This window comes from Plantimonas leprariae, from assembly GCF_008802405.1.
GTDB lineage: Bacteria > Pseudomonadota > Alphaproteobacteria > Rhizobiales > Rhizobiaceae > Plantimonas > Plantimonas leprariae.
Window position 1 is genome coordinate 43,247 of sequence record NZ_VZDO01000024.1, and the last position, 22,028, is coordinate 65,274.

Consider the following 22,028-nt stretch of genomic DNA (forward strand, 5'->3'; position numbering starts at 1 on the left):
GAGGGAGACAGAAGATGCATGTGTTCCTGACGGGCGCCACCGGATTCATCGGCTCCCATCTCGTCACGGAGCTTGTCGGCACCGGCCATAGGGTGACGGGTCTCAGCCGTTCGGACGCGGGCATCGCCGCGCTCGCCCGGGCCGGGGCCGATGCCGTGCGCGGGGACGTCAACGACCTGCCGTTCCTCCGGGCTGCGGCCGAAGCGGCGGACGCCGTCGTCCACGCGGCCTTCGACCACGACCATGCCGACATGCGGCGACACAGCGAGAACGACCGTAGGGTCGTCGAGACGCTCGGCGCGGCGCTGGCCGGGTCGGACAGGCCGCTCGTCGTCACCTCCGGTACGGGCCTCGTCCGCTCCGGGAACGGCGGCCCGGCGCTGGAAACCGACGGCCACCTGTCGTCGGCGGAGTTCCCGCGAGCCGCCACCGAGGAGGCGGCGGACGCGCTAATCGCGGCCGGAAGGCATGTGATGGTGGTGCGGCTGCCGCAGGTGCACGACACGCATCGGCAGGGCCGGATCACCTGGCAGATCCAGCTCGCACGGGAACAGGGCTCCGTCGCCTATGTCGGCGGGGGAGCCAACCGCGTGTCGGCCGTCCACGTCGGGGACGCCGCGCGGCTCTACGGGCTCGTCCTCGCGTCGGGGCGGGCCGGGGCGCGTTATCACGCCGTTGCCGAGGAGGGCGTCGCGATGCGCGACGTCGCCGCTGCGATCGGGGTGCGGCTGGGGTTGCCGGTCGCATCGATCGACCCAGGGGAGGCGCAGGCGTACTTCGGCTGGATGGCGCCGCTCGCGGCCGCGGACCTTGCGGCCTCGGGCGCGTCGACGCGACGGGAGCTTCGCTGGGATCCCTTCGGGCCGGACCTCCTGACCGACTTGCGCGCCCAAGAGCCCTTGGTTCGATGACCCGGCGTTGAAGGGGGCGCCGGGCGACATCGAACGGCGCGGCCAGACCTTCCGCCTCCCGCAACGCGATCGGCGCTCCCGGAACGGTCGACCGAGCAGTTCGGTACCGCCGTCGGATCGGCCGGGAGGCGGTGGGGACGGACGCGGTCGTCACGCTGCGACATGCCCGTCCGGGCGCCCGAGCGCCTTCGCCGCCCGAGAAGCCGACCGCGGATCGCTGGTTGCGACGGGAAGCGGCCGCTTCCGGCGGTTGTTGCAAGATGTTGTCCCCGCGGGGCATCGTGCGGTTTCCCGGAGCCATGCGATGACCATCACCATCACGGCGTTCGAACGGTCTCCCGACCGCGGCGGGGGACAGGCGCGGGACATGCGGGTCCGATGGGCGCTCGAGGAAGTGGGGAGGCCCTACGAGGTCCGCCTCCTGTCGTTCCGCGCGATGAAGGAGCCGGACCATCGCCGCCTGCATCCGTTCGGGCAGATCCCGACCTACGAGGACGGCGACCTCGTCCTGTTCGAGTCCGGTGCGATCGTGCTCCACATCGCCGGGAACCAAGCGGGGCTGCTGCCGGACGATGCGGATGCAAGGGCCCGCGCCATCGCGTGGATGTTCGCCGCGCTCAACACCGTCGAGCCGCCGATCGTCGACCACGAGATGGCCGGGCTCCTGGACCGCGACAAGCCCTGGCACGACAAGCGCCTCGCCGTTCTCGAGGGCCGCGTCGGTGAGCGACTGGGCGAACTCTCGAGCCGCCTCGGCGACGCCGACTGGCTCGACGGCGCCTTCAGCGCCGGCGACCTCATGATGGTGACGGTGCTGCGACGGCTGGACGGCTCGGGTCTTCTGGAGGGCTATCCGAACCTCTACGCCTACGTCGCGCGCGGCGAGGCGCGGCCCGCCTTCGAGCGGGCTTTCGCCGCCCAGTTGGCGGTATTCGCCGAGGGCGCGCGAGACAGGTGACCGGGGTCCGTTTCTGACTTGGGGTACCGACAGCGAACGGCCGTCCCCTCGTTGCCCTTTCCCCGGAGGCGGAAGGCCCGCGTTCGGCTGCGCCCGGCGAGGGATGCGGCAGGGTTTGCAACGCCGGGACGGGTCGGCTTGCCGACGAACCTCACCCGGATGGCGCCCGGCGCGGGGCGTTGCCGAGGCTACGCAACGCCCGACCGCGTCACGACCGCCTGTCGCGCGGGGTCCGGCCCGTCGTGCGCTTGAAGGCGTGGGCGAAGGCGCTCTGCGATTCGTAGCCGACGGACGCGGCGATCGCCGCGACGGGCGCGCCCGCGGCAAGCTTCCGTTGCGCCAGCAGCATGCGCCACCGGGTCAGGTAGTCGAGCGGCGGCTGGCCGACACGTCGCGAGAAACGCTGCGCGAACGCCGAGCGCGACATGCCGACCTCCCGGGCCAGCGACGGAACCGTCCAGCGGCGGGCGACGTCGCCATGCATCAGCCCGATCGCCCTGGCGATCCGCTCGTCGCCGAGGGCGGCGATCCAGCCGACGTTCTCCGCCGGCCTGCTTGCGACGTAAGCCCGGACCGCCTCGACGACGAGAATCTCCGCCAATCGTTCGGCGACCAGCGCGCGGCCCACCCCATCCGAGCGGACCTCCCGGTGCAGCGCCGCGATCGTCAGCGCGATGGTTTCGGCGTTGGGTGACGTGCTGTCGATCCGCAGGAACGGCGGCAGCGCGTCCAGGACGAACGGGGCGCATCCATCCGCGAAGCCGCTTCCGCCGCCGATCATGACCGTTTCGCGTCCGGTCCCGAGCCGCACGACGTCGTGCCCCGGGGCGGCGTAGAGCGCCATGCCGTCGACGGGCTCGACGGCGGGATCGCTCGCGACCGCGTAGCGCGTGTTGCTGAGCAGGAAGACGTCGCCTTCGTTCATCGCTTCCGGGGGACGGTTCGGAAGGAGAAGCCAGCACCCGCCGGATGTGAGCGCGACGAACTTCAGGCGGCCGCGGCCGTCGAAGGAAAGCGCCCAGTCGCCCTCCGCCTCGAGGCCGGTGCCCCGAACGCTTCGTGTGCCGAGGGCCGCGAGGACCTCCGAGAACGGGTCGGCAGCGGCTTCGGCGGATCGCGACAAACTCATGGCCGAACGAGCATAGATGGTCCGACACAGCGGACCTAGCTTCGACGCTCGACGCAACCACCGAGCCAGCCATGACCATCGAGAACAAGATCGTCGCCATCACCGGGGCGGGACGCGGCATCGGCCGGGCGACCGCCGTTCACGTCGCGTCCCGCGGCGCACGTCTCGTCCTGGGAGCGCGGAGCGAGACGGAACTCGCTGCCGTTGCGGACGAGATCGTCGCTTCCGGCGGCGAGGTCGCGTACCGGGTCACCGACGTCACGAGGCGGGCGAATCTCGAAGCCTTGGTCGCCCTCGCCACCGAGCGCTTCGGTCGGCTCGACGTCGTCGTCAACAACGCGGGCATCGGGCCGATCTCGCGCTTCGACGCGCTGCGCGTCGAGGACTGGGACGCGATGATCGACGTGAACCTCAAGGGCGCATCTACGGCATCGCCGCCGCGCTGCCTGTGTTCGCCCGCCAGCGGGCAGGCCATGTGGTGAACGTCCTCTCGACGGCGGGCATCAAGATCGTCCCGACGATGGGCGTCTACGCCGCGACCAAGAACGCCCTGCGCACGGCCACCGAGGCGCTGCGGCAGGAGGCGGGGCCGCACCTCAGGGTGACGGAGGTTTCGCCCGGCTTCGTCGACACGACCTTCGCGGACGCCTCGATCGCCGACCCGGTCGTGAAAGCCGCGATCCGGAAACGGAAGGAGGAGCTCGCCATCCCGCCGGACGCGATCGCCCGCGCCATCGCCTTCGCGATCGAGCAGCCCGACGACGTCGAGATCGGCAGCATCGTGGTGCGCCCGACCGCACAGGATTGAGCGGCGGTCCATTGGAATGGGTTGCGGCGCGGATGTCCGCTTCCGCGCACGGGAAACGCCCGCCCGGGATCGACCGAGGGTCGGACGGGGTGGACTCGACGGGACGGCTTGCCGAGCGTCCGTTATCGCGGTCATGCGCGGGCGGAACCGAGCGGCCGATGCCGGACAACCGTGGGCGCTGTCAGGCGAAGCGGTCCCTGAGATCGTTCAGGAGCCAGGCGCCGGCGCGGCCGAGCGGGCGGTCGCGCAGGTGCGCGGCGTAGATCGTCACGGGGCCGGACGCACGGGCGGGATCGTCCTCGATCGACAGGCGGACGAGGCGCCCGTCGGCGAGATGCGGCGCCACGAACGCCTCCGGCATGCGGCACCAGCCGAACCCCGCCAGGAGGAAGTCGAGCCTGCGCCCGAGGTCGACGAAGCGCCAGACCTTCGTTCCGATGATGCCGTGGCTCGGACCGTCCGGCGCGGACGGGTCGGTCATCACGAGCTGGGCGTGCTCGTCGAGATCCGCGCGCGTTGCGGCCCGGCCGAGTTGAGCCAGCGGATGATCCGGCGCCACGACCGGGATGAGCTCGACGCCGAGGAGCGGCAGTGCCGCGAGATCGTCCGACGGTCCCCCCAGCAGGATGCAGAAGGCGAGCGCGGCCTCGCCCCGGCGCAGCCGCCGCTCGGCACCGCCGAGGCCTTCGGTCGAGAAGCTCACCGGCAGGTGGGGAAAGGCGACGCGCAGCGCGTGCAGGCTGTCGATGAAGGCGGCCGTCGGCACCAGCGGATCGATTGCGACGGCAAGTTCCGGCTCGATCCCCTCGCGCGTGCCGGCGGCCACCGCCTCGAACCGGCCGGCGCCCGCCAGGACGATGCGCGCCTGGCCGACAAGGACGCGGCCGACGTCGGTGAGCTGCGGGCGATGGCCGGCGCGATCGAACAGCGTGACGCCCTGCACGTTCTCCAGCGTCGCTACGGCTTGGCTGATCGCCGACTGGGCGCGGTTCAGCTTCCGGCCCGCAGCGGAGAAGCTGCCGGCGTCCGCGATCGTCACAAGCACGCGGAGCTGGTCAAGTGTAAGGCTGCCGATCATCCATCATCTCAGCCGATGGAAACCATCACATCTTCATCGCTTCCGAACGGGCCTGCAAGGGACCACGTTGGCGGAGCGCAATTCCGGCCGGCAGCGCCGACCGCCGCCGAAGCCGCTCGCGCAACGAGTTCGATCACGGCCGCCAGCCTCGGCCGACCATGCAGAGGACGATCATCATGCCCCGCCTTCTCATCGTCGAAACCAGCCCGCGCGGCGACTTCTCCATCTCCCGCAACATGACCCGCCGCTTCGTCGACCGCTGGCGGGCGGCGCACCCGGACGGCGAGGTCGTCATCCGCGACCTGATGGAAACCGACCTGCCGTTCGTGAACGCGCCGTGGCTGCAAGCCTACTTCACGCCGCCCGAGCAGCATTCGGACGAGATGAAGAACGTGCTCCGCCTGTCGGACGAGCTCGTCGCCGAGCTCCTGGCGACGGACCACCTCGTGATCGCGACGCCCGTCTACAACTTCAATATCCCGGCGGCGCTGAAGGCCTGGGTCGACCACGTCGTGCGCAAGGGACTGACGCTCGGGGCTGACGGCAGCGGCCTCGTCACCGGCAAGCGGGCGACCGTGCTGATGGCGTCGGGCGGCGTCTACACGGAAGGCTCGCCGATCCGCGACCGGGACATCGCCACCCAGTACCTGCGGCTGATCCTCAAGGTCATCGGCATCACCGACGTTGCCTTCGTCGCCGCCGGCAACGCCAAGGCGGTCGATCTCGGCCAGATCGGACGCGACGAGTTCATCAGCCGGTTCCAGGACGAGATCGACGCCGAAGCCGCCAACTCGGCCGTCGGGATCGAGTCCGCTGCCGCCTGACGATCGCCTCCGGGGCTGACGGCGGGTGGGGGGCCCTCCTCCGGTCACCCCGGGTTGTGTCTGCCGGCGAGGTTCCCGAAGCACCGGCGCGGGAAGGGCGGTCAGACGGCCGAGGATGGCGCACGGTGTCGGCGCGTTGTTGGGGAGGTCGGGCCGGTCGTCGTGCGCGAGCATCGACCGAATCCTTGCGACCGCTCCGCCGTCACCGGATCTGCGCCTCGATCGCCGCCTTGTCCACGACCGACCAGACCTCGGCGATCCTGCCGTCCCGGAAGCGGTAGAAGACGTTCTCGGCGAACGAGAGCCGCCGTCCCGCGGCGTCGAGGCCGAGGAAGCGTCCGGCGGGCGTGCATTCGAACCAGAGGCGGGCCGCGACGTGCGGCGGCTGGCAGACGAGGAGGTCGACGAGGAAGCGCAGGTCCGGGATCGTGCGGAAGTCTTCCTCCAACATTGCTTGGTAGCCGGACAATCCGAGCGGTCGGCCGTTATGGACCGCGTCATCGCGGACGAACTCGCCCAGGTTGGCCCAGTCTTGCTGGTTCAAACACTCGATGTAGCGGCCGTAGATGGCGGCAAGGTCTACCACGGCCATCGACGCGGCTCCCGGGAGCGGCGAGTGTTCACGCCCGCCCGGCCACTAGCCGATCGCGGCCGTACCGTCGCGGCGAGCAGCCCATGACGCGCTTGAACGCGGCCCCGAAAGCGCTTTCGGCCTCGTAGCCGAGCGAGGCGGCGATTGTCGGGATCGCCTCCTCGCTGTTCGCCAGCCGGTCGCCGGCCAGAAGCATGCGCCAGCGCGTCAGGTAGTCGATCGGCGCGAGTCCGACCGTCCGCTTGAACCGGACGGCGAAAGACGTTCGCGACATGCCGACCCGATCAGCTAGCTCCGCCAGCGTCCATCGGCGTGCCGGTTCGGCGTGCATCAAACCGATCGCCGCGCCGATCCGTCGGTCGCCCAAGCCCGACAGCCAGCCGATGCCGTCCCGAGCCGCCTCCGCGATGTGAAGGCGCAGCACCTGGACCAGCATCAATTGCGCCAAATGCTGCGCGACCATGTCGGCACCCGGTTGCGGGTCGTGCAGTTCCCGCCGCATCCGCTCGAGCGCCCAGCGCAGCGTGTCGCGGTCCTCGTCGCGCCGGACGAGGACGACGGGCGGCAGCACGTCGAGCAGCAGCTCCGCGTGCCGTCCGGCCAATAGGAAGCGGCTGCCGACGAGGAAGAAGTCGCCGCCGCCGTTCAGCGTCACGACGCCGCCGCGCCGGGCCGGCGGAAACACCGCGTTCGCGTCGGTCGACGGCACGGACGGGTCGCTCGCCAGCCGGAAGGGCCAGCCCTTCGGAAGCAGGAAGCAGTCGCCGGTCTCCAGGCGTACGGCGTCTGCGGCCGCATCTATGGAGAGCCAGCAGGCACCGGACACGACGGCGTTGCACTTGATCCCCTCGTAGGCGGGGAACCGCAACGACCAGTCGCCGCCCGCGTCGAACCCGGCGGACGCGTAGCTTTGCGGCTTCAGGAGCGAGAGGACGTCCGACAGCGGGTCCAAGGGCGATTTCCGAACGATCGCGACGACAACGCGAACCCTGGCGGCTGGTTCGTCCCCGAGCGAACTCCTATTGCTCAGCCCCAAGGGAAGCCCCGGGCGCCGCAACGATCCGCTCGGCGCCGCGGACCGCGAATGCGGAAGGAAAAGCAGCATGATCGTCGTCACGGCACCCACCGGGGACATCGGCCGTCAGGTCCTGGCCATGCTCCTGGCCGGCGGCGAGCCGATCCGGGTCGTCGCCCGCGATCCGGCCAAGCTGCCGGCGGAGGTGCGCGGGCGCATCGAGGTGGTCGAGGGGTCGCACGCCGACGGCAATGTCTGCCGGCGGGCGTTCGAGGGGGCCGACGCCGTGTTCTGGCTCGTGCCGGGCGACCCCGCCGCCGCGAGCGCGGAAGCGGCCTACGTGGACTTCGCCCGTCCGGGCTGCGACGCCTTGCGGGAGAGCGACGTCAAACGAGTGGTCGGCATCTCGGCGTTGGGACGCGGCTGGCCGGGGGAGGCCGGCCACGTGACGGCGACGCTGCGGATGGACGACATGATCGCCGAGACGGGCGTCGCCTACCGGGCGCTCGCCTGCGCATCGCTGATGGAGAACATCTTGCGGCAGGTCGCTCCGATCCGGGACCAGGGAACGTTCTACTGGCCGGCGTCACCTAACCTCAGGCTGCCGCACGTGGCGACGCGCGACGTCGCCGCGGTCGCGGTGAAGCTGCTGACGGACACGTCGTGGAGCGGAGTCGAGGAGGTACCGATGCTGGGACCGGACGACCTGTCGTTCGAGGCGATGGCGCGGACCATGGCGGATGTTCTCGGCAAGCCCGTCGCGGTCCGGGAGATGTCGATGGAGGACATGCGCGGCATGATGACGAACCGCGGCGCGTCGGCGGGCATGGCGCAGGCGATGGTCGACATGCTGACCGCCAAGAACGAGGGGCTGGACGGCATGGTCGCGCGCGGCGAGGCCGACCGGGAGCGGACGCCGACGACCTTCCGGCAATGGTGCGAGACCAAGCTGAGGCCAGCGGTCGCCGGCTGACTTCCACGGCGGCGGCGTCAGTCGACGCCGCGACCGTCGCGCAGACACGGGCACGGGACGGGGTCTACTCCCCGATCCTGGTATAGATCGCGAGTTTCAGCCGGGGGTCGTCGTTGCTCTGGAAGGTGGCGTAGCCGTAGCGCACGGGTCCCTGCTTCGGATGGTGGAGCAGCTTGGTCCCGGCGGAGGGCTCGCCGACGTCGTGCGCCGTCCACCAAGGCTCGAACTCCGGGCAGTCGTCCCGGAGGCGCCCGACGAGGTCGGCGAAGGCCGCGTCGCCCGGCCATAAGTCGAAGGTCGCGCGGAACAGTGCCGCCATGCGCCGCGCCTCTCCATTCCACCCGTTGCCGAACAGTCGGCGTCCGGCCGGGTCGGTCAGGACGTGCAGCAGGATGTTGCGGTCTCCGGCCGGAACGCTGCCGAAGTCGCCGAAGAGATCCGCCGCCGCCCGGTTCCAGGCCAGCAGGTCCCAGCGCTGGCCGGTGACGTAGGCGGGCTCGGGCAGGCTCTCGACCAGGCGGCGCAGCGCCGCGGGCACCTCCTCGCGCTCGAAGCGGCTCGGCCTGTCGCCTCCGGTCAGGCGCCGCAGGTGCGCCGCCTCGGCTGCCGTGAGGCGAAGCGCGAGCGCCAGCGCCGCGACCGTTTCGTCGGAAGGCGTCGCCGAGCGTCCCTGCTCGAGCTTCACGTACCATTCGGTGCTGATGCCGGCGCGCTGCGCGACTTCCTCGCGCCGCAACCCCGTCGTGCGCCGCCGGCGAAGCGTCGGCAGGTCCAGGTCGTCGGGCCGCAACCGCTCCCGGCGCGAGCGGAGAAAGGCGCCAAGCTCCGAGACGTCGTCCATGCAGCGGTCCCCGAGGGTGGTGGCGCAGCATACCAGTATCGGCCCGGCTCTTCATTCGGCTCCACCGGGGGGCCAGATCGGGTCTCCCACGGCCGAAGGAGACGGATCATGAAGGCAGCAGTCCTGAAGGCGTTCGGATCGCCGCTCGCGATCGGGAACGTTCCCGACCCCGTCATCGGCACCGGCGAGGTCGTCGTCGACGTCGCCGCCGCGCCCGTCCTATCCTACGCCGCCGAGGTGTTCTCGGGCGAGCGGCGCTACCTGTTGCCGACGCCCGTCGTGCCCGGCTGCGGCGCGATAGGCCGGGTGCGCGAGGCAGGCCCGGACGCGACGAAGCTGAAACCCGGCGACTGGGTGTTCTGCGACCCGACGGTGCGCTCGCGCGACGACGCCCTGACGCCGGACATCGTCCTGCAAGGTTGGAGCGCGCGCGGTGAGGGCGGGCAGAGGTTGCAGGAGTACCATCGCGATGGCGCGTTCGCCGAACGAGTCCGGGTGCCGACCGAGAACGCCGTGCCGATCGGCGCCATCGATCCGACGGAGGCGGCAAGCTGGTGCGCGATCGGCGTCCTGCTCATCGCCTATGGCGGACTGCTGGCGATGGACCTCAAAGCCGGCGAGACGCTGCTGGTCAGCGGCGCCACCGGCAACTTCGGCAGCGCGGCGGTCGCGACCGCGCTCGCGATGGGCGCCCGCTCGGTGGTCGCGCCCGGCCGCAACGAAGCGGTGCTCGCCGACCTGAAGCGCCGCTTCGGCGAGCGGCTGGTGCCGGTGCGGCTGACGGGCGACGGCGACAGGGACACGGAGGCGATGCGGCGGGCGGCGCCGGGGCGGATCGACGCTGTCCTCGACTTCCTGCCGCCGTCGGTGCCGGCGAGCGTCGCGCGCGCCGCGATCATGGCGGTACGCCCCTACGGACGGGCGGTGCTGATGGGCGGCGTCGGCATGCTCGGCGGCGAGGACTTGGCGCTGCCGTACCCCTGGATCATGCGCAACAACATCACCGTCCGCGGCCAGTGGATGTACGAGCCGGCCGCCGTCGGCGGCATCGTCGGCCTCGTCCGGTCCGGACTCCTCGATCTCGACCACTACGCCGTTGACAAGTTCGCACTGGAAGATGCCAACGACGCCGTCACCCACGCCGCCGCCAACGTCGGGCCGTTCAAGCTGACCGTGCTGACGCCCGGCGGGTGATCGCGCCGCGCGGCCAAGCGGAAGGTGCCCGAACTCGGACGGGCGGGCGTCGCTCGGCGCGCCGGACGATGAGCTGCTGCGGAAGACCCAATCCAGCGTCGATCCTCGAAGTGAGCGGATTCAGATGTTTTCCGGTGTCACGATCTCGAACGGGATCGTCCGCTGAAGCGTCGAACCCCGGTCGTCCTGATTGACCACCTCGATCATGGTTTTCACGAGCAACTCAGAGGTCGCGTCGAGCGGGTGGCATAGGGCGGCGGTGATCAGGCCTTCCGATAGCCCCTTGCGCGTCTCCGGGCCGATGTCGCGGCAAATGACCTTGATGCCCGACCGTCTTTCGGGCGAGACCTCCCGGATCGCCCGCAGCACGCCCGATATGCCTCCGCCGACGATCAGGATCCCGACAAGATCGTCGTTCGTGCGGAGCAGCTCGCTCACCATGCGGTAGGCTTCGTCCGCCTCCTCGTGGGTCGGACGGCTCTCCTCGATCAGCAGTCGCGGGGCATGCTCGCGCATGTACGAGCGGAAGCTCGCGTCGGCCACGTCTTGGCACTGGTAGCGATAGTTGCCGATGAACACGGCCACGCGACCGGGTCCGGAGGTCGTCTGCGCGATGAGCCATGCCGCCGTGCGCCCGAGCTTCCAGTTGTCCGTACCGACGTAGGCCGCCCGATCCGGTGCGCTCTGGTCAGTGATGTAGGAGACGATCTGCTTCCCCGCTTCGCGCAGGGTCCTGATGGCGTGACTGATGATCGGATGGTCGGCGGCGACGATGGCGACGGCGTCGCAGTCCTTGCCCACGGCCATCAGGCGCGCGGAGATGTTTTCCGGTGTGAGCACGTCGACGAACTCGACGACGGGCGCCACGACCTCGTCGCGGCGGTCGCGGCAGGCGGCGACGATCTTCCGGCCGAAGAGTTGGTACAGATCGCGGCTCGACTGTTGCAGCACGAAGCCGAGCCGGTAGGAGGGCGTCGCCTTGCGCAGCCGGTCCTCGATCGTCCCGACGCCGTAGAAGCCGATCCGCTCGGCGGCGCTCTGCACCCGCTGCATGGTTTCGCCGCGGACCCCGACGGTGCCCCCGAGGATGCGATTCACCGTCGAGATCGAAACGTCGGCCGCCTCGGCCAGTTGCGCGATCGTCGGCCGTTTCATGCCCGCACCAGTTTCTGTGTCATCGTGACAGACATTCCATGAAACAATCATTCATGAGGTTATATTTTCACGTTCCAAGTAGTTCAAGCAGAAGATATGGGTCGTGTCGCAGACAAAGCCCCCTCGGGAGCGGGGCATGGGAGGTTTTCAGAGATGAGAAAGTTCCGACGCATCGCCTTGGCGATGTCGACCGTCGCTGTTGTCGCGTTCGCCTCGAACGCCGCGTTCGCTGCCAAGATCTTCGTCATCGGCGGCAAGCCCGACGACCCGTTCTGGTCCATCGTCAAGAAAGGTGCGGAGGACGCCGGCAAGGTCGTTGAGGTCCAGGGCGGCTCGGTCACTTGGCTCGGCCCGCAGAACTACGACAACCTGGGCGTCGATGCCGCTGAACTCATCCGCCAGGCCATCGACCAGGGCGCGGACGCCATCGTCGGCCCGGACTGGGTTCCGGAGGCTATGGATCCCGCCTTCAAGGCGGTCGTCGACAAGAAGATCCCGCTGGTGATCTACAACGCTGGCGGTATCGAGGCGGCCGATCGTCTCGGCGCGCTGAACTACGTCGGCGCGGTCGACTACAAGGCCGGCGTCGCGGGCGGCGACTACCTCGGCAAGGCCGGCGGCAAGAGCGGCGTTTGCGTCAACTCGCTGCCCGGCGCGGCGAACATCGAGGCCTACTGCAAAGGCTTTAACGATGGCATCACCGCCGCCGGCGGCAAGGCCGACGTCCTGCCGCTTCCGGCCACCGCGGAAGGCAACGTGACCGCCGTGGCGCAGGCCATCAAGGCCTACTTGCTACAGCATAGCGAGGTGGATTCCGTCTTCGTCACGGCCAACCTCGACGCCATCGGCGCGGCTCAGGCCATCGCCCAGGCCGGCAAGGGTGGCACGGTCAAGCTCTGCGGCGTGAACTTCGACCAGGCCATCCTGGCGCAGATCGACGGCGGCGCGCAGGCCTGCGCGGTCGACCAGCAGGGCTACCAGCAGGGCTTCTACGCCGTGTCGATCCTGAACGGCTACGTCAACTACGGCCTGACCATCCCGACCCGCGAGATCCTGACCGGGCCGGGCATCGTCGACAGCCAGAACATCAAGGCCACCGAGGCCGGCGCCCAGGCGGGCACCCGCTAAGGCGCGGAAGGGAAGGGAACGCCGCCCGGCAACGTCCGGGCGGCTCGATCTGGATGGGAGCTTGCCGGCGAGAGCGCCGGATCGACGGGGGGGGAACCGTGAGCGCGATCGCACCAGTCAGAAGCAGGGGAGTCGGTGGCGGGGGCCTCGGTCGGCTCGCGCGGCGACCCGAAACAGGGTCCTTTCTCGGGCTTCTCGTCGTCTTCGTCTTCTTCGCCATTCTCGGCGGCAAGGTCTTCGTCGGCGCGCCGGGCTGGTCGAGCTGGCTCAACATGGCCGCGGACGTCGGCTTCATCGCCCTCCCGGTCGGTCTCCTCATGATCGCCGGATACCTCGACATATCCGTCGGAGCCGTCCTGCCGGCGTCAAGCCTGACAGTGGCCATCGTGGCGGGCCACTATCACCTGCCGGTCGCCATTGGCATCGCGGCGGGGCTCGCCCTCGGACTACTCGTCGGGTTCGTGAACGGCCTTCTCGTCACCCGGACCAGGATCCCCTCGCTCATCATTACCATCGGCACGATGTTCGGGGTGATGGGGCTGACGCTCGGCCTCACCATCCTGATCGCGGGATCCACCGGCGTCTTCATCCGGCCCGACGCGGTGACGAAATCGCTCTTCGGCGGCGCCCTCGGCGGCATGTTCCAGGTCAGCATCTTCTGGTGGCTGGGCTTCGTCGCCGTCGTCTACTACCTCCTGCACGTCAGCCCTTGGGGGAACTGGGTCTACGCGCTCGGCGGCGACCCCGAGAGCGCCCGCAACGCCGGCATCTCGACGCGGCGCCTGACCATCCAGCTCTACATGCTCTCAGGGTTTGCCGCGGCCTTCGTCGGCGTGACGCAGGTCATCACCTTCGGCAGCGCGCAGGTCGCCGCGGGCAACTCGTTCATTTTCAACTCGATCATGTGCGTCGTCATCGGCGGCGTCAGCCTGACGGGTGGGGCGGGGTCGGTCATCGGCATCGCGTTCGGCACCGCGACCTTCGCCATCGTGAACCAGGGCATCTTCTTCTCCGGACTCGATCCCAACCTCGGGTCGGTCATCATCGGGGCGCTGCTCCTGGCGGCGGTCCTTTCCAACGACAGCTTCCGCGCCCTGGCGCTGAGCTACGCCGCCAAGAAGAAGTGAGGGGGAGACGATGGACTTCTTCGGCACCTTCCTGCGGCGACCGGCCGCCGCCTCTATCCTCAGCCTCCTCGGCGTGCTCGTCTTCTATGTCGTCTTCGGCGGCGTCGACGTCGGCAGACTCGCGGGGGCGGCGAGCTGGGTGAACTTCGCGGCGAACCTCGGCATCGTGGCGCTCCCGCTCGGGCTCCTGATGATCTCCGGGGAGATCGACATCTCGTTCGGCGCGATGATCCCGGCGGGTTCCATGGCGACCGCCATCCTCTCCGGCTACTATGGGCTGCCGATCGTGGTCGGGATGGCGGGCGCACTCGGGATCGGCATCATCGTGGGCCTGGTCAACGGGTACCTGGCGATCCGCACGACGGTGCCGTCGCTGATCATCACGCTCGGCACGCTGGTGGCGATGCAGGGGATCGTCCTGGCGGGCTCCGTCCTCCTGACTGGCAACGCCGGCGTCGCGGTCACCGCACCGGGCTGGGCGAAGTTCGCCTTCGGCCAACTGATCGGCGGCAGCCACCAGGTCATCATCGTATGGTGGCTGGTCCTCACGGTCGTCTTCGCCTTCGTCATGCACAGGAGCCGCTACGGCAACTGGATCTACGCCATGGGCGGCGACAAGCTCTCGGCCCGCAACGCCGGCATCCCGACCGATCGTGTGACGGTCCTGCTGTTTGTCCTGTCGGCCACGTCGGCGGCGTTCGTCGGCATGTGCCAGGCGATCCTGTTCAACTCGGCGCAGGTGTCCGGCGGCATGGGCTACATCTTCAACGCCATCGTCAGCGTCGTGGTCGGCGGCGTGCTGCTCACCGGCGGCTTCGGATCGGTGCCGGGCATCTTCTTCGGCACGCTGACCTTCGCGATCGTCAGCCAGGGCATCTACTTCACCCAGATCGACCGCAACTGGTCGAACCTGATCATCGGCGTGATGCTGCTCGTCGCGGTGGCGATGAACGAAAGCCTCCGCGGGCTGGCGCTGCGCTACTCCCCCCGGAAGAAGGCGAGGGCCTGAACCATGTCAGACAAGACACCCGTTCTGGAACTGCGCAAGGTCGACAAGTCCTTCGGGCCGATCGACGTCCTGCACGAGATTTCGCTGAAGGTTCATGCCGGCGAGGTGCTCTGCCTCCTCGGCGACAACGGCGCCGGCAAGTCGACGCTGATCCGGACGCTCGCCGGGGTGCACGTCCCGACCCGCGGCCAGATCCTGATGGACGGCCAGGAGGTCGTCTTCGGCAAGCCCAAGGACGCCGCGGACCGGGGCATCGCCACCGTGCATCAGTTCGGCGGGACCTTCCCGCTGATGAGCATCGGCCGTTCGTTCTTCGTTGGCGTCGAGCCGACCAAGGGCTGGGGCCCCTTCAAGGTCTTCGACCGCGAGACGGCGAACGCGATCGCGGTCAAGGCGGTGCAGAGTTTCGGCATCACCCGCATCGACGACGGCGATCGGCTGGTCGGCGGCCTGTCGGGCGGCGAGCGGCAGTCGCTCGCTATCGCGCGGGCGGTGCATTTCGGCGCGAAGGTGCTGATCCTCGACGAGCCGACCGCGGCGCTCGGCGTCAAGCAGGCCGCGCACGTGCTCAGGATCGTCAACGAGGCCAAGCGGCGCGGCCTCGCGGTGATCTTCATCACCCATCAGGTCATGCACGCGATGGCGGTCGGTGACCACTTCGCAGTGCTGATCCGCGGCGCCATCGCCGCCGACTTCCGCAAGGGCGAGAAGACCCGCGAGGAGATCACCGACCTGATGGCGGGCGGCGAGACGATGGCCGATCTCGAGACCACCATCGAAGGCTACATGGATACCCACCAGGGACACCCGCCGCCGTCGCCCGCGCCCTGACGCGCGAGACTACGCCCGGAGCGCGACCGCGCCCTGCGAAACCCCTTTCCGGTGAGCCCCATGAAAATCGCCATCGACCCGCACATGCACCGCTTCCTGCCGCTGGAGAAGCTGCCGTCCAAGGTCGCCGAGCTCGGCTACGAGTGGATGGAGCTCGCGCCCCGCGGCGATTTCCTCGAATGGTTCAAGGCACCGCGCGTTTTCCCCGGCCGCGTAAAGTCGTTGAAGAAGGCGCTTGGCGACGCGAACGTGCGCATCGCCTCGCTCCTGCCGATGTACCGCTGGGCCTCCAACGACGAGACCGAGCGGCAGGCGGCGGTCCGACACTGGAAGCGGGCGATCGAGATCGCCGTCGAGCTCGGCGTCGACACGATGAACTCGGAGTTCGGGCGCGGCCCGCACCCGGACAAGGGCTCCTGCTACTGCTGCCACTCCGGCTCGATGATCGAGGCCTGCGAAGACGCCTGGTGGCGTTCGATGGAGGAGCTCGTACCGATCTTCGAGAAGGAGAGCATCAACCTTCATGTCGAGCCGCATCCCGAGGACTGGTGCGAGACGATCCAGCCGGCGGTCGACATCATCCGCACGGTGAACTCGCCGCGGGTGAAGTTCCTCTACTGCGCGCCGCACACCTTCTACTTCGGCGACGACACGAAGGCGATGCTGCGCGAATGCGCCGACGTCCTCGCGCACGTCCATGTCGGCGACACGTTCAACCACAAGGCCAGCTCGGGCCTTCGCTACATCCTCAACCCGCCGGGCACCCAGGCCCGCATCCACCAGCACCTGAACATCGGCCAGGGCGAGGTGCCGTGGGACGACTTCTTCGGCACGCTCGCGGAGATCGGTTTCGACGGCATCATGACGTCCTGCGTCTTCGCCTGGGAGGACCGGGCGGACGAGTCCGGCCGCTTCATGCGCGCCGAGATGCAGCGCTTCGTCGACAAGTACTGGGCCGCGAAATGACGCTCCGGGTCGGCGTCATCGGCACCGGGACGATCGGTCGGGACCACATCCGACGATTGACCACGGTGCTGTCAGGCGCCGCGGTCGTCGCGGTCGCCGACATCGACCGCGATGGCGCGGCGGCCGCGGCGCCCCCGGGGGCGGAGACCTTCGACACGGCGGAAGCCTTGATCCGTTCGGACAAGGTGGACGCCGCGGTGATCTGCTCCTGGGGGCCGGCCCACGAGGAGCAGCTTCTCGCGGCCATCGCCGCTGGCAAGCCGGTCTTCTGCGAGAAGCCGTTGACGACGTCCGAGGCCGCCGCGCTCAAGGTCATGGAGGCTGAGACGGCGTTCGGTCGCCGCCTCGTGCAGGTCGGGTTCATGCGCCGCTTCGACGCCGACTATCGCCGGCTGAAGGCGGTGATCGACGCCGGGGAGCTTGGGGCTCCGCTGATGTTCCATTCGGTGCATCGCAACGCCTCGGTCCCGGCGGGCCTCTACACCTCCGACATGCCGCTCAACGACACGCTGGTCCACGATGCCGACGTCTCGCGCTGGCTCTTGACCGACGAGATCGCCGGCGTCGAGGTGCGGCTGCCGCGCCGTTCGCGCCAAGGCGGGGAACTGCGCGACCCTCACCTCGTGCTCCTGCACATGCGGTCCGGCGCGATTGTCGACGTCGAGATCTCGGTCAACATCGCCTACGGCTACGACATCCGGGGCGAGGTGAGCTGCGAGCGCGGCGTCGCCGCGCTGCCCAACCGGCCCGCCACGGTCGTGTCCGATCTCCGAGGGATCCGGCAGGCGATACCGGAAGACTGGCGCCAGCGCTTCGTCGAGGCTTACGACCAGGAGTTCCGCGAATGGATCGCGGCGGCCTCGGCCGGGACGGCGACCGGCCCGTCCACTTGGGACGGCTACGCGGCGACGCTCGTCGCCGACGCCGCGCTCCGCGCCGTGTCGAGCGGCAACCTCGAGCCCGTCGCGATGATCCGGAAGCCCGAACTCTACGACGTGCCCGCCGCGAAGGCGGCCTGAACAAGCAGCCAATCCGAAGCGAGAATGCGATGATCAACGGCGAGAGACTGATCGAGCGCCCATTACGCTGGGGCATGGTGGGGGGCGGGCGCACGGGCCAGGTCGGCTACAAGCACCGCACCGGCGCGCAGCGCGACGGCACCTACCGCCTCTTGGCAGGCGCCTTCGACCTCGACGCGGAGCGCGGCCGCGACTTCGGTACGAGGCTCGGCGTCGACGCGGAGCGCTGCTACGCCGACTACAGGGCGCTGATCGCCGGGGAGACCGGACGCGAGGACGGGGTCGAGGTCGTGTCGATCGCCACCCCGAACTTCACGCACTACGAGATCACCAAGGCCTGCCTCGAGGCGGGACTCAACGTCGTCTGCGAGAAGCCGCTGTTCTTCACCGTCGCCGAGTGCGACGAGATCGCCGCGCTGGCCGAGCGGAAGGGCCTCGTCGTCGGTGTCACCTACGGCTTCACCGGCCATCCGCTCGTCCGGCAGATGGCGGCGATGGTCGCCAAGGGCATGCTCGGGGAGATCCGGCTCGTCGACCTGCGCTACACCCACGGCTTCAACGCCGGCGACGACGTCGGCGCTGGCGAAGCGGTCAGGTGGCGCACCAACCCGAAGACCGCGGGCCCGACCTTCGTGCTCGGCGACATCGGCACCCACCTCTACTACCTGTCCGAGGTGGTGCTGCCGCACCTCAAGGTCGAGCGGCTGCTCTGCGACCGCAAGGCCTTCATCCCGACCCGGGCGCCGCTGGAAGACCACGCCACCGTCCTCATGCACTACGACAACGGCGCGCGCGGCCATCTCTGGGTCTCATCGGTGGACGCCGGCAACATGGGCTCGCAGCGCTACCGCTTCGTCGGCTCGAAGGCGTCGGTCGAATGGTCCGACAGCCATCCCGACCAGTTGGTCTACGAGGTGCAGGGCGAGCCGAACCGCATCCTGCACCACGGCATGCCGTACCTCGAGGATGAGAGCCTCGCGGTCGACCGGATGGGCGGCCTTCACACCGAGGGGCTCGGCGACTCGTGGGCCAACATCTACCTCTGGATCGCCCAGGCCATCGACGCCACGCGCCGCGGCGACGAGGCTTTCCTCAAGATCCACCGCTATCCCGACATCCATGCCGGCACCGAGGGCGTGCGCTGGCTGGAGAACTGCGTCCGCTCGGCGGACGCCGGCTCCGCCTGGGTCGATTTTCGCTGACGCCTCCGGGCGCGCCGACCCCTCCCGCCGACGCGCCGCATCCAATCCCACAGGACTCAAATCCATGAAACTCGCGATCTGCACCGACGTGATGGGGAACCTCTCCTTCACGGACATGCTCGACAAGTGCGTCAAGCTCGGCGTCGAGGGCATCGAGATGACCGGCGGCGGCTGGTCCAAGGGGCCGCACTTCCGCGCCGACGAGCTCCTCGCAGACAAGGGCCTGCTCAAGCAGAAGCTCGCCGAGATCGAGGCGCGAGGCCTCGAGATCGCCGCCCTCAACTGCTCGGCGAATCCCCTCGACCCCGGCGCGATGGGAGAGCGGCACCGCAAGGAGATGGAGGAGACGATCCGCCTCGCCGGCGAGATCGGCGTGAAGACGATCGTCACCATGTCCGGCCTGCCAGAGGCTGCCCCGGGCGACACCGTGCCGAACTGGCTCGTCTACACCAAAAGCTGGCCGGACGAGATGCCCGAGCGCGACCGCTACCAGTGGGAGGACCGCGCCTTCCCGCTCTGGCACGATCTCGTGAAGCTCGCGAAGGAGGTGGGCGTCGAGAAGTATGCGCTCGAGAACTTCTCCGCGATGTTGGTCTGGAACCCGGAAACGCTGTTCCGGCTGCGCAACGAGGTCGGCGACACGGTCGGCATGAACCTCGACCCCTCGCACCTGATGTGGATGGGCGCCGACCCGATCGCAGCCGCTCGGGCGCTGGGCAAGGCGATCCATCACTGCCACGGCAAGGACACCCGCATCGAGCGCGGCGTTGCCGATGTCAACGGCCTTCTCGAACTGAAGGAAGTGACCGACGTCGCCAACCGTTCGTGGAACTACGTGGCGGTCGGCGCGGGTCGCGACCTGCAATGGTGGAAGGAGTTCTTCTCCGTGGTGCGCATGTGCGGCCACAACGGCTGGGTCAGCCTGGAGATGGAGGACTTCACCATGTCCACGGACGCCGGCATCCAGTCCTCGATCGACGCGCTCCAGGCCACGATCAGCCGATAGGCGACTTCGCCGCGCTCGGCTGTCTCAAAGCCGCCGGGCGCCGTCTCACGGGAACGGCCATGTCGATCACCATCACGACGGCCCCCTGCTGCTGGGGCGTCGACGACGTCCGCAATCCGAACCTGCCGCCGTGGGAACGGGTGTTCGACGAGGCGGCGGCTGCCGGCTACGGCGGGCTGGAACTCGGACCCTACGGCTACGTGCCGCTGGACCGGGCACGCGTTTCGGACGCGCTGGCGAAACGCGGCCTCTTCATCGTCGCCGGCACGATCTTCGACGACCTGGTGTCGCCGGCGAACCGCGACAGCCTCCTGCGGCAGACCGACGAGATCTGCGCTCTCGTCGCGAAGCTGCCGCAGCCCGCGCAACTCGTCGGTCAAGGCTACCCGACGCCGTACCTGACCGTGATGGACTGGGGCCACGACGAGCGCGACTACGCCGCCGGCCATTCGGATCGGGCCCCGCGCCTGTCGGACGCCGAATGGTCCGGTATGGTCGCGAGCATCCGCGCCATCGCCGACCTGGCACGGGAGCGCTACGGCGTGCGCGCGGTGATCCATCCCCATGCCGGCGGCTACATCGAGTTCGCCGACGAGATCGAGCGCATCGCCGCCGACGTGCCGCGGGAGGTCGCGGGCTTCTGCCTGGACACCGGCCACACGTTCTACGCCGGTATGGACCCCGTGGCGGCGCTGGAGCGCTACGCCGACCGGCTGGATTACATTCACTTCAAGGACATCGACCGGGCGGTGTTCGAGCGCGTGATGGACGAGCGGGTCCGCTTCTTCGAAGCCTGCGGGCAGGGCGTCATGTGCCCGATCGGGCGCGGCTGCATCGACTACCCGGCGATCCGAAGCCTTCTCGACCGGCTCGGCTACGAGGGCTTCGTCACCGTCGAGCAGGAGCGCGACCCGCGGAACGCCGGCGGCAGTCTCGCCGATGTGAAGGCTAGCCGCGACTACCTGAAGAGCGTGGGGTTTTGACGATGGCGATGCGCATCGGGGTCGTCGGGTACGGAACCGGGGGGCGGCACTTCCATGCTCCCTTCATCCGGGCGGCGAGGGGCGTCGAGCTCGCCGGCATCGTGGCCCGTGCAGAAGCCACGGTCGCGCGGGCGAGGGCCGATCACCCGGACGTCCGGATCTACCCGAGCCTGACCGAGATGCTTTCCGACGGTATGGACGCCGTCACGGTCACGACGCCGCCGCAGACCCGGCGGGAACTGGTGCTGGAGGCCATCGCGGCCGGGGTGCCGGTGATCGCCGACAAGCCGTTCGCGCCGAGCGCCGAGGCTGGCCGCGAGCTTGATCGCGCCGCGAAGGCCGCCGGCGTGCCGCTCGGCGTGTTCCACAACCGCCGCCTCGACGCCGACGTCCTGACGCTCCGCAAGGTCGTCGACGAGGGCCGCGTCGGCCGGCTCTGGCGCTTGCACTCGCGCATGGATCTCGACGACCCGGATACGCTCGAGGCCGGGGAGACCGGAGGGTTGCTGCGCGACCTCGGCAGCCACCTCGTCGACCAGGCGCTCTGGCTCCTCGGACCCGCCGTATCCGTCCACGCCTCGCTTGACCACGTCGACCGACCGGACGGGCGCACGGATGCCGGCTTCGTCCTGTCGCTCATGCACGCGGACGGCGTCCGGTCGTACCTTTCCGCGAGCAAGCTCAACCGCCTCGCCGTGCGCGAGTTCGTCGTCTACGGCGATCGCGGCAGCTATGCTTCGTCCGGAACAGACGTGCAGGCGCAGGCGATCTTCGCCGGCCTTCGCCCCGCCGACGACCTCGCTGTCTGGGGATACGAGCGGCCCGAGTTGTGGGGAACGCTGCGCACCGCGGACGGGGCGGAGCGCATCCCGTCGGAACAGGGCAGGTACCACGACTACTACGAGGCGTTCGCGGCTGCCGTCCGCGACGGCGGCGACCCTCCAGTGACGGCGGCGGAAGCCATCCGCACGCTGGAGGTCCTCGACGCGGCCAGGATCAGCGCGGCCGAGGGCCGCGTCGTCGAGTTGCGGAACGTGATGCCTCCCGGCGATCAACCGCGACCCGGGGACGAACAAGCGAGCCGGACCGTCCGGCGTAACGGAGAGGCGACATGAACGACATCGGCCATTTCATCGACGGGCAGCGGGTCGCGGGCACCTCCGGCCGCCATGCGGACGTCTTCAACCCGGCGACGGGACAGGCGACGGGGCGCGTGGCGCTGGCGAGCTCCGACGAGTTGCAGCGGGCCGTCGACGGCGCGAAGGCCGCGCAGCCGAAG

General features: G+C 69.4%; 21 protein-coding genes and 2 pseudogenes. 17 read left to right on the forward strand and 6 right to left on the reverse strand.

Annotated features, from left to right (window positions below; translation table 11 throughout):
* Positions 1–14: 14 nt before the first annotated feature.
* Together F6X38_RS21630 and F6X38_RS21635 are read left to right on the forward strand one after the other, a co-directional pair.
* Entirely contained in the window at positions 15–911 is an 897-nt protein-coding gene (locus F6X38_RS21630) for an NAD-dependent epimerase/dehydratase family protein (RefSeq protein ID WP_150973519.1), read from the forward strand.
* A 304-nt stretch (positions 912–1,215) separates the two neighbouring features.
* The gene (locus F6X38_RS21635) at positions 1,216–1,869 is read left to right on the forward strand and encodes a glutathione S-transferase family protein (RefSeq protein WP_150973521.1); all 654 of its coding nucleotides are present in this window, start codon (positions 1,216–1,218) and stop codon (positions 1,867–1,869) included.
* A gap of 208 nt (positions 1,870–2,077) precedes the next feature.
* On the opposite strand, the gene F6X38_RS21640 is transcribed toward F6X38_RS21635, so the two are convergent.
* Positions 2,078–2,998, reverse strand: a complete 921-nt coding sequence (locus F6X38_RS21640) for an AraC family transcriptional regulator (RefSeq protein WP_150973523.1) — start codon at positions 2,996–2,998, stop codon at positions 2,078–2,080.
* Positions 2,999–3,069: 71 nt separating this feature from the next.
* Here F6X38_RS21640 and F6X38_RS21645 point away from each other — a divergent pair.
* Positions 3,070–3,806: pseudogene (locus tag F6X38_RS21645) on the forward strand (SDR family oxidoreductase).
* 181 nt (positions 3,807–3,987) lie between these two features.
* Here the strand turns inward: F6X38_RS21645 and F6X38_RS21650 are convergent.
* Positions 3,988–4,884, reverse strand: a complete 897-nt coding sequence (locus F6X38_RS21650; protein ID WP_150973525.1) for a LysR family transcriptional regulator — start codon at positions 4,882–4,884, stop codon at positions 3,988–3,990.
* 176 nt (positions 4,885–5,060) lie between these two features.
* Here F6X38_RS21650 and F6X38_RS21655 point away from each other — a divergent pair, with 176 nt between their 5' ends.
* The gene (locus F6X38_RS21655; RefSeq protein WP_150973527.1) at positions 5,061–5,708 is read left to right on the forward strand and encodes an FMN-dependent NADH-azoreductase; all 648 of its coding nucleotides are present in this window, start codon (positions 5,061–5,063) and stop codon (positions 5,706–5,708) included.
* Positions 5,709–5,910: 202 nt separating this feature from the next.
* On the opposite strand, the gene F6X38_RS21660 is transcribed toward F6X38_RS21655, so the two are convergent.
* Positions 5,911–6,300, reverse strand: a complete 390-nt coding sequence (locus tag F6X38_RS21660; protein WP_150973529.1) for an ester cyclase — start codon at positions 6,298–6,300, stop codon at positions 5,911–5,913.
* 28 nt (positions 6,301–6,328) lie between these two features.
* Positions 6,329–7,252 (reverse strand): AraC family transcriptional regulator, encoded by a 924-nt coding sequence (locus F6X38_RS21665; RefSeq protein ID WP_150973531.1) that lies wholly within the window; start codon positions 7,250–7,252, stop codon positions 6,329–6,331.
* Between the two features lie 151 nt (positions 7,253–7,403).
* Between F6X38_RS21665 and F6X38_RS21670 the strand changes: the two genes are divergently transcribed.
* A complete protein-coding gene (locus F6X38_RS21670; protein ID WP_150973533.1) occupies positions 7,404–8,288 on the forward strand; it encodes an NAD(P)H-binding protein in 885 nt (294 codons plus the stop codon).
* Positions 8,289–8,352: 64 nt separating this feature from the next.
* On the opposite strand, the gene F6X38_RS21675 is transcribed toward F6X38_RS21670, so the two are convergent.
* Complete coding sequence (locus tag F6X38_RS21675; protein WP_150973535.1) at positions 8,353–9,129, reverse strand: helix-turn-helix transcriptional regulator; 777 nt, start codon at positions 9,127–9,129, stop codon at positions 8,353–8,355.
* 108 nt (positions 9,130–9,237) lie between these two features.
* On the opposite strand from F6X38_RS21675, the gene F6X38_RS21680 reads away from it, so the two are divergent.
* Positions 9,238–10,323, forward strand: coding sequence for an alcohol dehydrogenase catalytic domain-containing protein (locus F6X38_RS21680; RefSeq protein ID WP_150973538.1), 1,086 nt, complete (start codon positions 9,238–9,240; stop codon positions 10,321–10,323).
* 120 nt (positions 10,324–10,443) lie between these two features.
* Here the strand turns inward: F6X38_RS21680 and F6X38_RS21685 are convergent, their stop codons facing one another.
* Positions 10,444–11,478 (reverse strand): LacI family DNA-binding transcriptional regulator, encoded by a 1,035-nt coding sequence (locus F6X38_RS21685; protein WP_150973562.1) that lies wholly within the window; start codon positions 11,476–11,478, stop codon positions 10,444–10,446.
* A gap of 153 nt (positions 11,479–11,631) precedes the next feature.
* Between F6X38_RS21685 and F6X38_RS21690 the strand changes: the two genes are divergently transcribed.
* The 11 genes and pseudogenes from F6X38_RS21690 to F6X38_RS24030 form a co-directional block, all read left to right on the forward strand.
* Entirely contained in the window at positions 11,632–12,606 is a 975-nt protein-coding gene (locus F6X38_RS21690) for a substrate-binding domain-containing protein (RefSeq protein WP_150973564.1), read from the forward strand.
* Between the two features lie 98 nt (positions 12,607–12,704).
* Entirely contained in the window at positions 12,705–13,733 is a 1,029-nt protein-coding gene (locus tag F6X38_RS21695) for an ABC transporter permease (RefSeq protein WP_246191484.1), read from the forward strand.
* 10 nt (positions 13,734–13,743) lie between these two features.
* Positions 13,744–14,742 carry an ABC transporter permease gene (locus F6X38_RS21700; protein WP_150973542.1) on the forward strand — a complete coding sequence of 333 codons (999 nt, stop codon included), beginning with the start codon at positions 13,744–13,746 and terminating at the stop codon, positions 14,740–14,742.
* Positions 14,743–14,745: 3 nt separating this feature from the next.
* Positions 14,746–15,573 (forward strand): ATP-binding cassette domain-containing protein, encoded by an 828-nt coding sequence (locus F6X38_RS21705; protein ID WP_150973544.1) that lies wholly within the window; start codon positions 14,746–14,748, stop codon positions 15,571–15,573.
* 60 nt (positions 15,574–15,633) lie between these two features.
* Positions 15,634–16,539, forward strand: coding sequence for a sugar phosphate isomerase/epimerase family protein (locus F6X38_RS21710; RefSeq protein ID WP_150973546.1), 906 nt, complete (start codon positions 15,634–15,636; stop codon positions 16,537–16,539).
* On the forward strand, positions 16,536–17,558 hold the full coding sequence (locus tag F6X38_RS21715; RefSeq protein WP_150973548.1) for a Gfo/Idh/MocA family oxidoreductase: 1,023 nt from the start codon (positions 16,536–16,538) through the stop codon (positions 17,556–17,558). The genes F6X38_RS21710 and F6X38_RS21715 overlap by 4 nt, the downstream gene beginning before the upstream one ends.
* 29 nt (positions 17,559–17,587) lie before the next feature.
* Positions 17,588–18,760 (forward strand): Gfo/Idh/MocA family protein, encoded by a 1,173-nt coding sequence (locus tag F6X38_RS21720; protein WP_150973550.1) that lies wholly within the window; start codon positions 17,588–17,590, stop codon positions 18,758–18,760.
* Positions 18,761–18,824: 64 nt separating this feature from the next.
* Positions 18,825–19,766: a sugar phosphate isomerase/epimerase family protein gene (locus F6X38_RS21725; RefSeq protein ID WP_150973552.1), complete on the forward strand. Its 942-nt coding sequence runs from the start codon at positions 18,825–18,827 to the stop codon at positions 19,764–19,766.
* A gap of 59 nt (positions 19,767–19,825) precedes the next feature.
* The gene (locus tag F6X38_RS21730; protein WP_150973554.1) at positions 19,826–20,749 is read left to right on the forward strand and encodes a sugar phosphate isomerase/epimerase family protein; all 924 of its coding nucleotides are present in this window, start codon (positions 19,826–19,828) and stop codon (positions 20,747–20,749) included.
* A gap of 2 nt (positions 20,750–20,751) precedes the next feature.
* Complete coding sequence (locus tag F6X38_RS21735; RefSeq protein ID WP_246191485.1) at positions 20,752–21,864, forward strand: Gfo/Idh/MocA family protein; 1,113 nt, start codon at positions 20,752–20,754, stop codon at positions 21,862–21,864.
* Positions 21,861–22,028 (forward strand): annotated as a pseudogene (locus tag F6X38_RS24030) (CoA-acylating methylmalonate-semialdehyde dehydrogenase); the annotation flags it as partial. The gene F6X38_RS21735 and the pseudogene F6X38_RS24030, both read left to right, overlap by 4 nt.

Coding starts and splice junctions, on each gene's coding strand:
- F6X38_RS21630 (WP_150973519.1), top strand. CDS start 15: ATGCATGTGTTCCTGACGGGCGCCACCGGATTCATCGGCTCCCATCTC.
- F6X38_RS21635 (WP_150973521.1), top strand. CDS start 1,216: ATGACCATCACCATCACGGCGTTCGAACGGTCTCCCGACCGCGGCGGG.
- F6X38_RS21640 (WP_150973523.1), bottom strand. CDS start 2,998: ATGAGTTTGTCGCGATCCGCCGAAGCCGCTGCCGACCCGTTCTCGGAG.
- F6X38_RS21650 (WP_150973525.1), bottom strand. CDS start 4,884: ATGATCGGCAGCCTTACACTTGACCAGCTCCGCGTGCTTGTGACGATC.
- F6X38_RS21655 (WP_150973527.1), top strand. CDS start 5,061: ATGCCCCGCCTTCTCATCGTCGAAACCAGCCCGCGCGGCGACTTCTCC.
- F6X38_RS21660 (WP_150973529.1), bottom strand. CDS start 6,300: ATGGCCGTGGTAGACCTTGCCGCCATCTACGGCCGCTACATCGAGTGT.
- F6X38_RS21670 (WP_150973533.1), top strand. CDS start 7,404: ATGATCGTCGTCACGGCACCCACCGGGGACATCGGCCGTCAGGTCCTG.
- F6X38_RS21675 (WP_150973535.1), bottom strand. CDS start 9,129: ATGGACGACGTCTCGGAGCTTGGCGCCTTTCTCCGCTCGCGCCGGGAG.
- F6X38_RS21680 (WP_150973538.1), top strand. CDS start 9,238: ATGAAGGCAGCAGTCCTGAAGGCGTTCGGATCGCCGCTCGCGATCGGG.
- F6X38_RS21685 (WP_150973562.1), bottom strand. CDS start 11,478: ATGAAACGGCCGACGATCGCGCAACTGGCCGAGGCGGCCGACGTTTCG.
- F6X38_RS21690 (WP_150973564.1), top strand. CDS start 11,632: ATGAGAAAGTTCCGACGCATCGCCTTGGCGATGTCGACCGTCGCTGTT.
- F6X38_RS21700 (WP_150973542.1), top strand. CDS start 13,744: ATGGACTTCTTCGGCACCTTCCTGCGGCGACCGGCCGCCGCCTCTATC.
- F6X38_RS21705 (WP_150973544.1), top strand. CDS start 14,746: ATGTCAGACAAGACACCCGTTCTGGAACTGCGCAAGGTCGACAAGTCC.
- F6X38_RS21710 (WP_150973546.1), top strand. CDS start 15,634: ATGAAAATCGCCATCGACCCGCACATGCACCGCTTCCTGCCGCTGGAG.
- F6X38_RS21715 (WP_150973548.1), top strand. CDS start 16,536: ATGACGCTCCGGGTCGGCGTCATCGGCACCGGGACGATCGGTCGGGAC.
- F6X38_RS21720 (WP_150973550.1), top strand. CDS start 17,588: ATGATCAACGGCGAGAGACTGATCGAGCGCCCATTACGCTGGGGCATG.
- F6X38_RS21725 (WP_150973552.1), top strand. CDS start 18,825: ATGAAACTCGCGATCTGCACCGACGTGATGGGGAACCTCTCCTTCACG.
- F6X38_RS21730 (WP_150973554.1), top strand. CDS start 19,826: ATGTCGATCACCATCACGACGGCCCCCTGCTGCTGGGGCGTCGACGAC.
- F6X38_RS21735 (WP_246191485.1), top strand. CDS start 20,752: ATGGCGATGCGCATCGGGGTCGTCGGGTACGGAACCGGGGGGCGGCAC.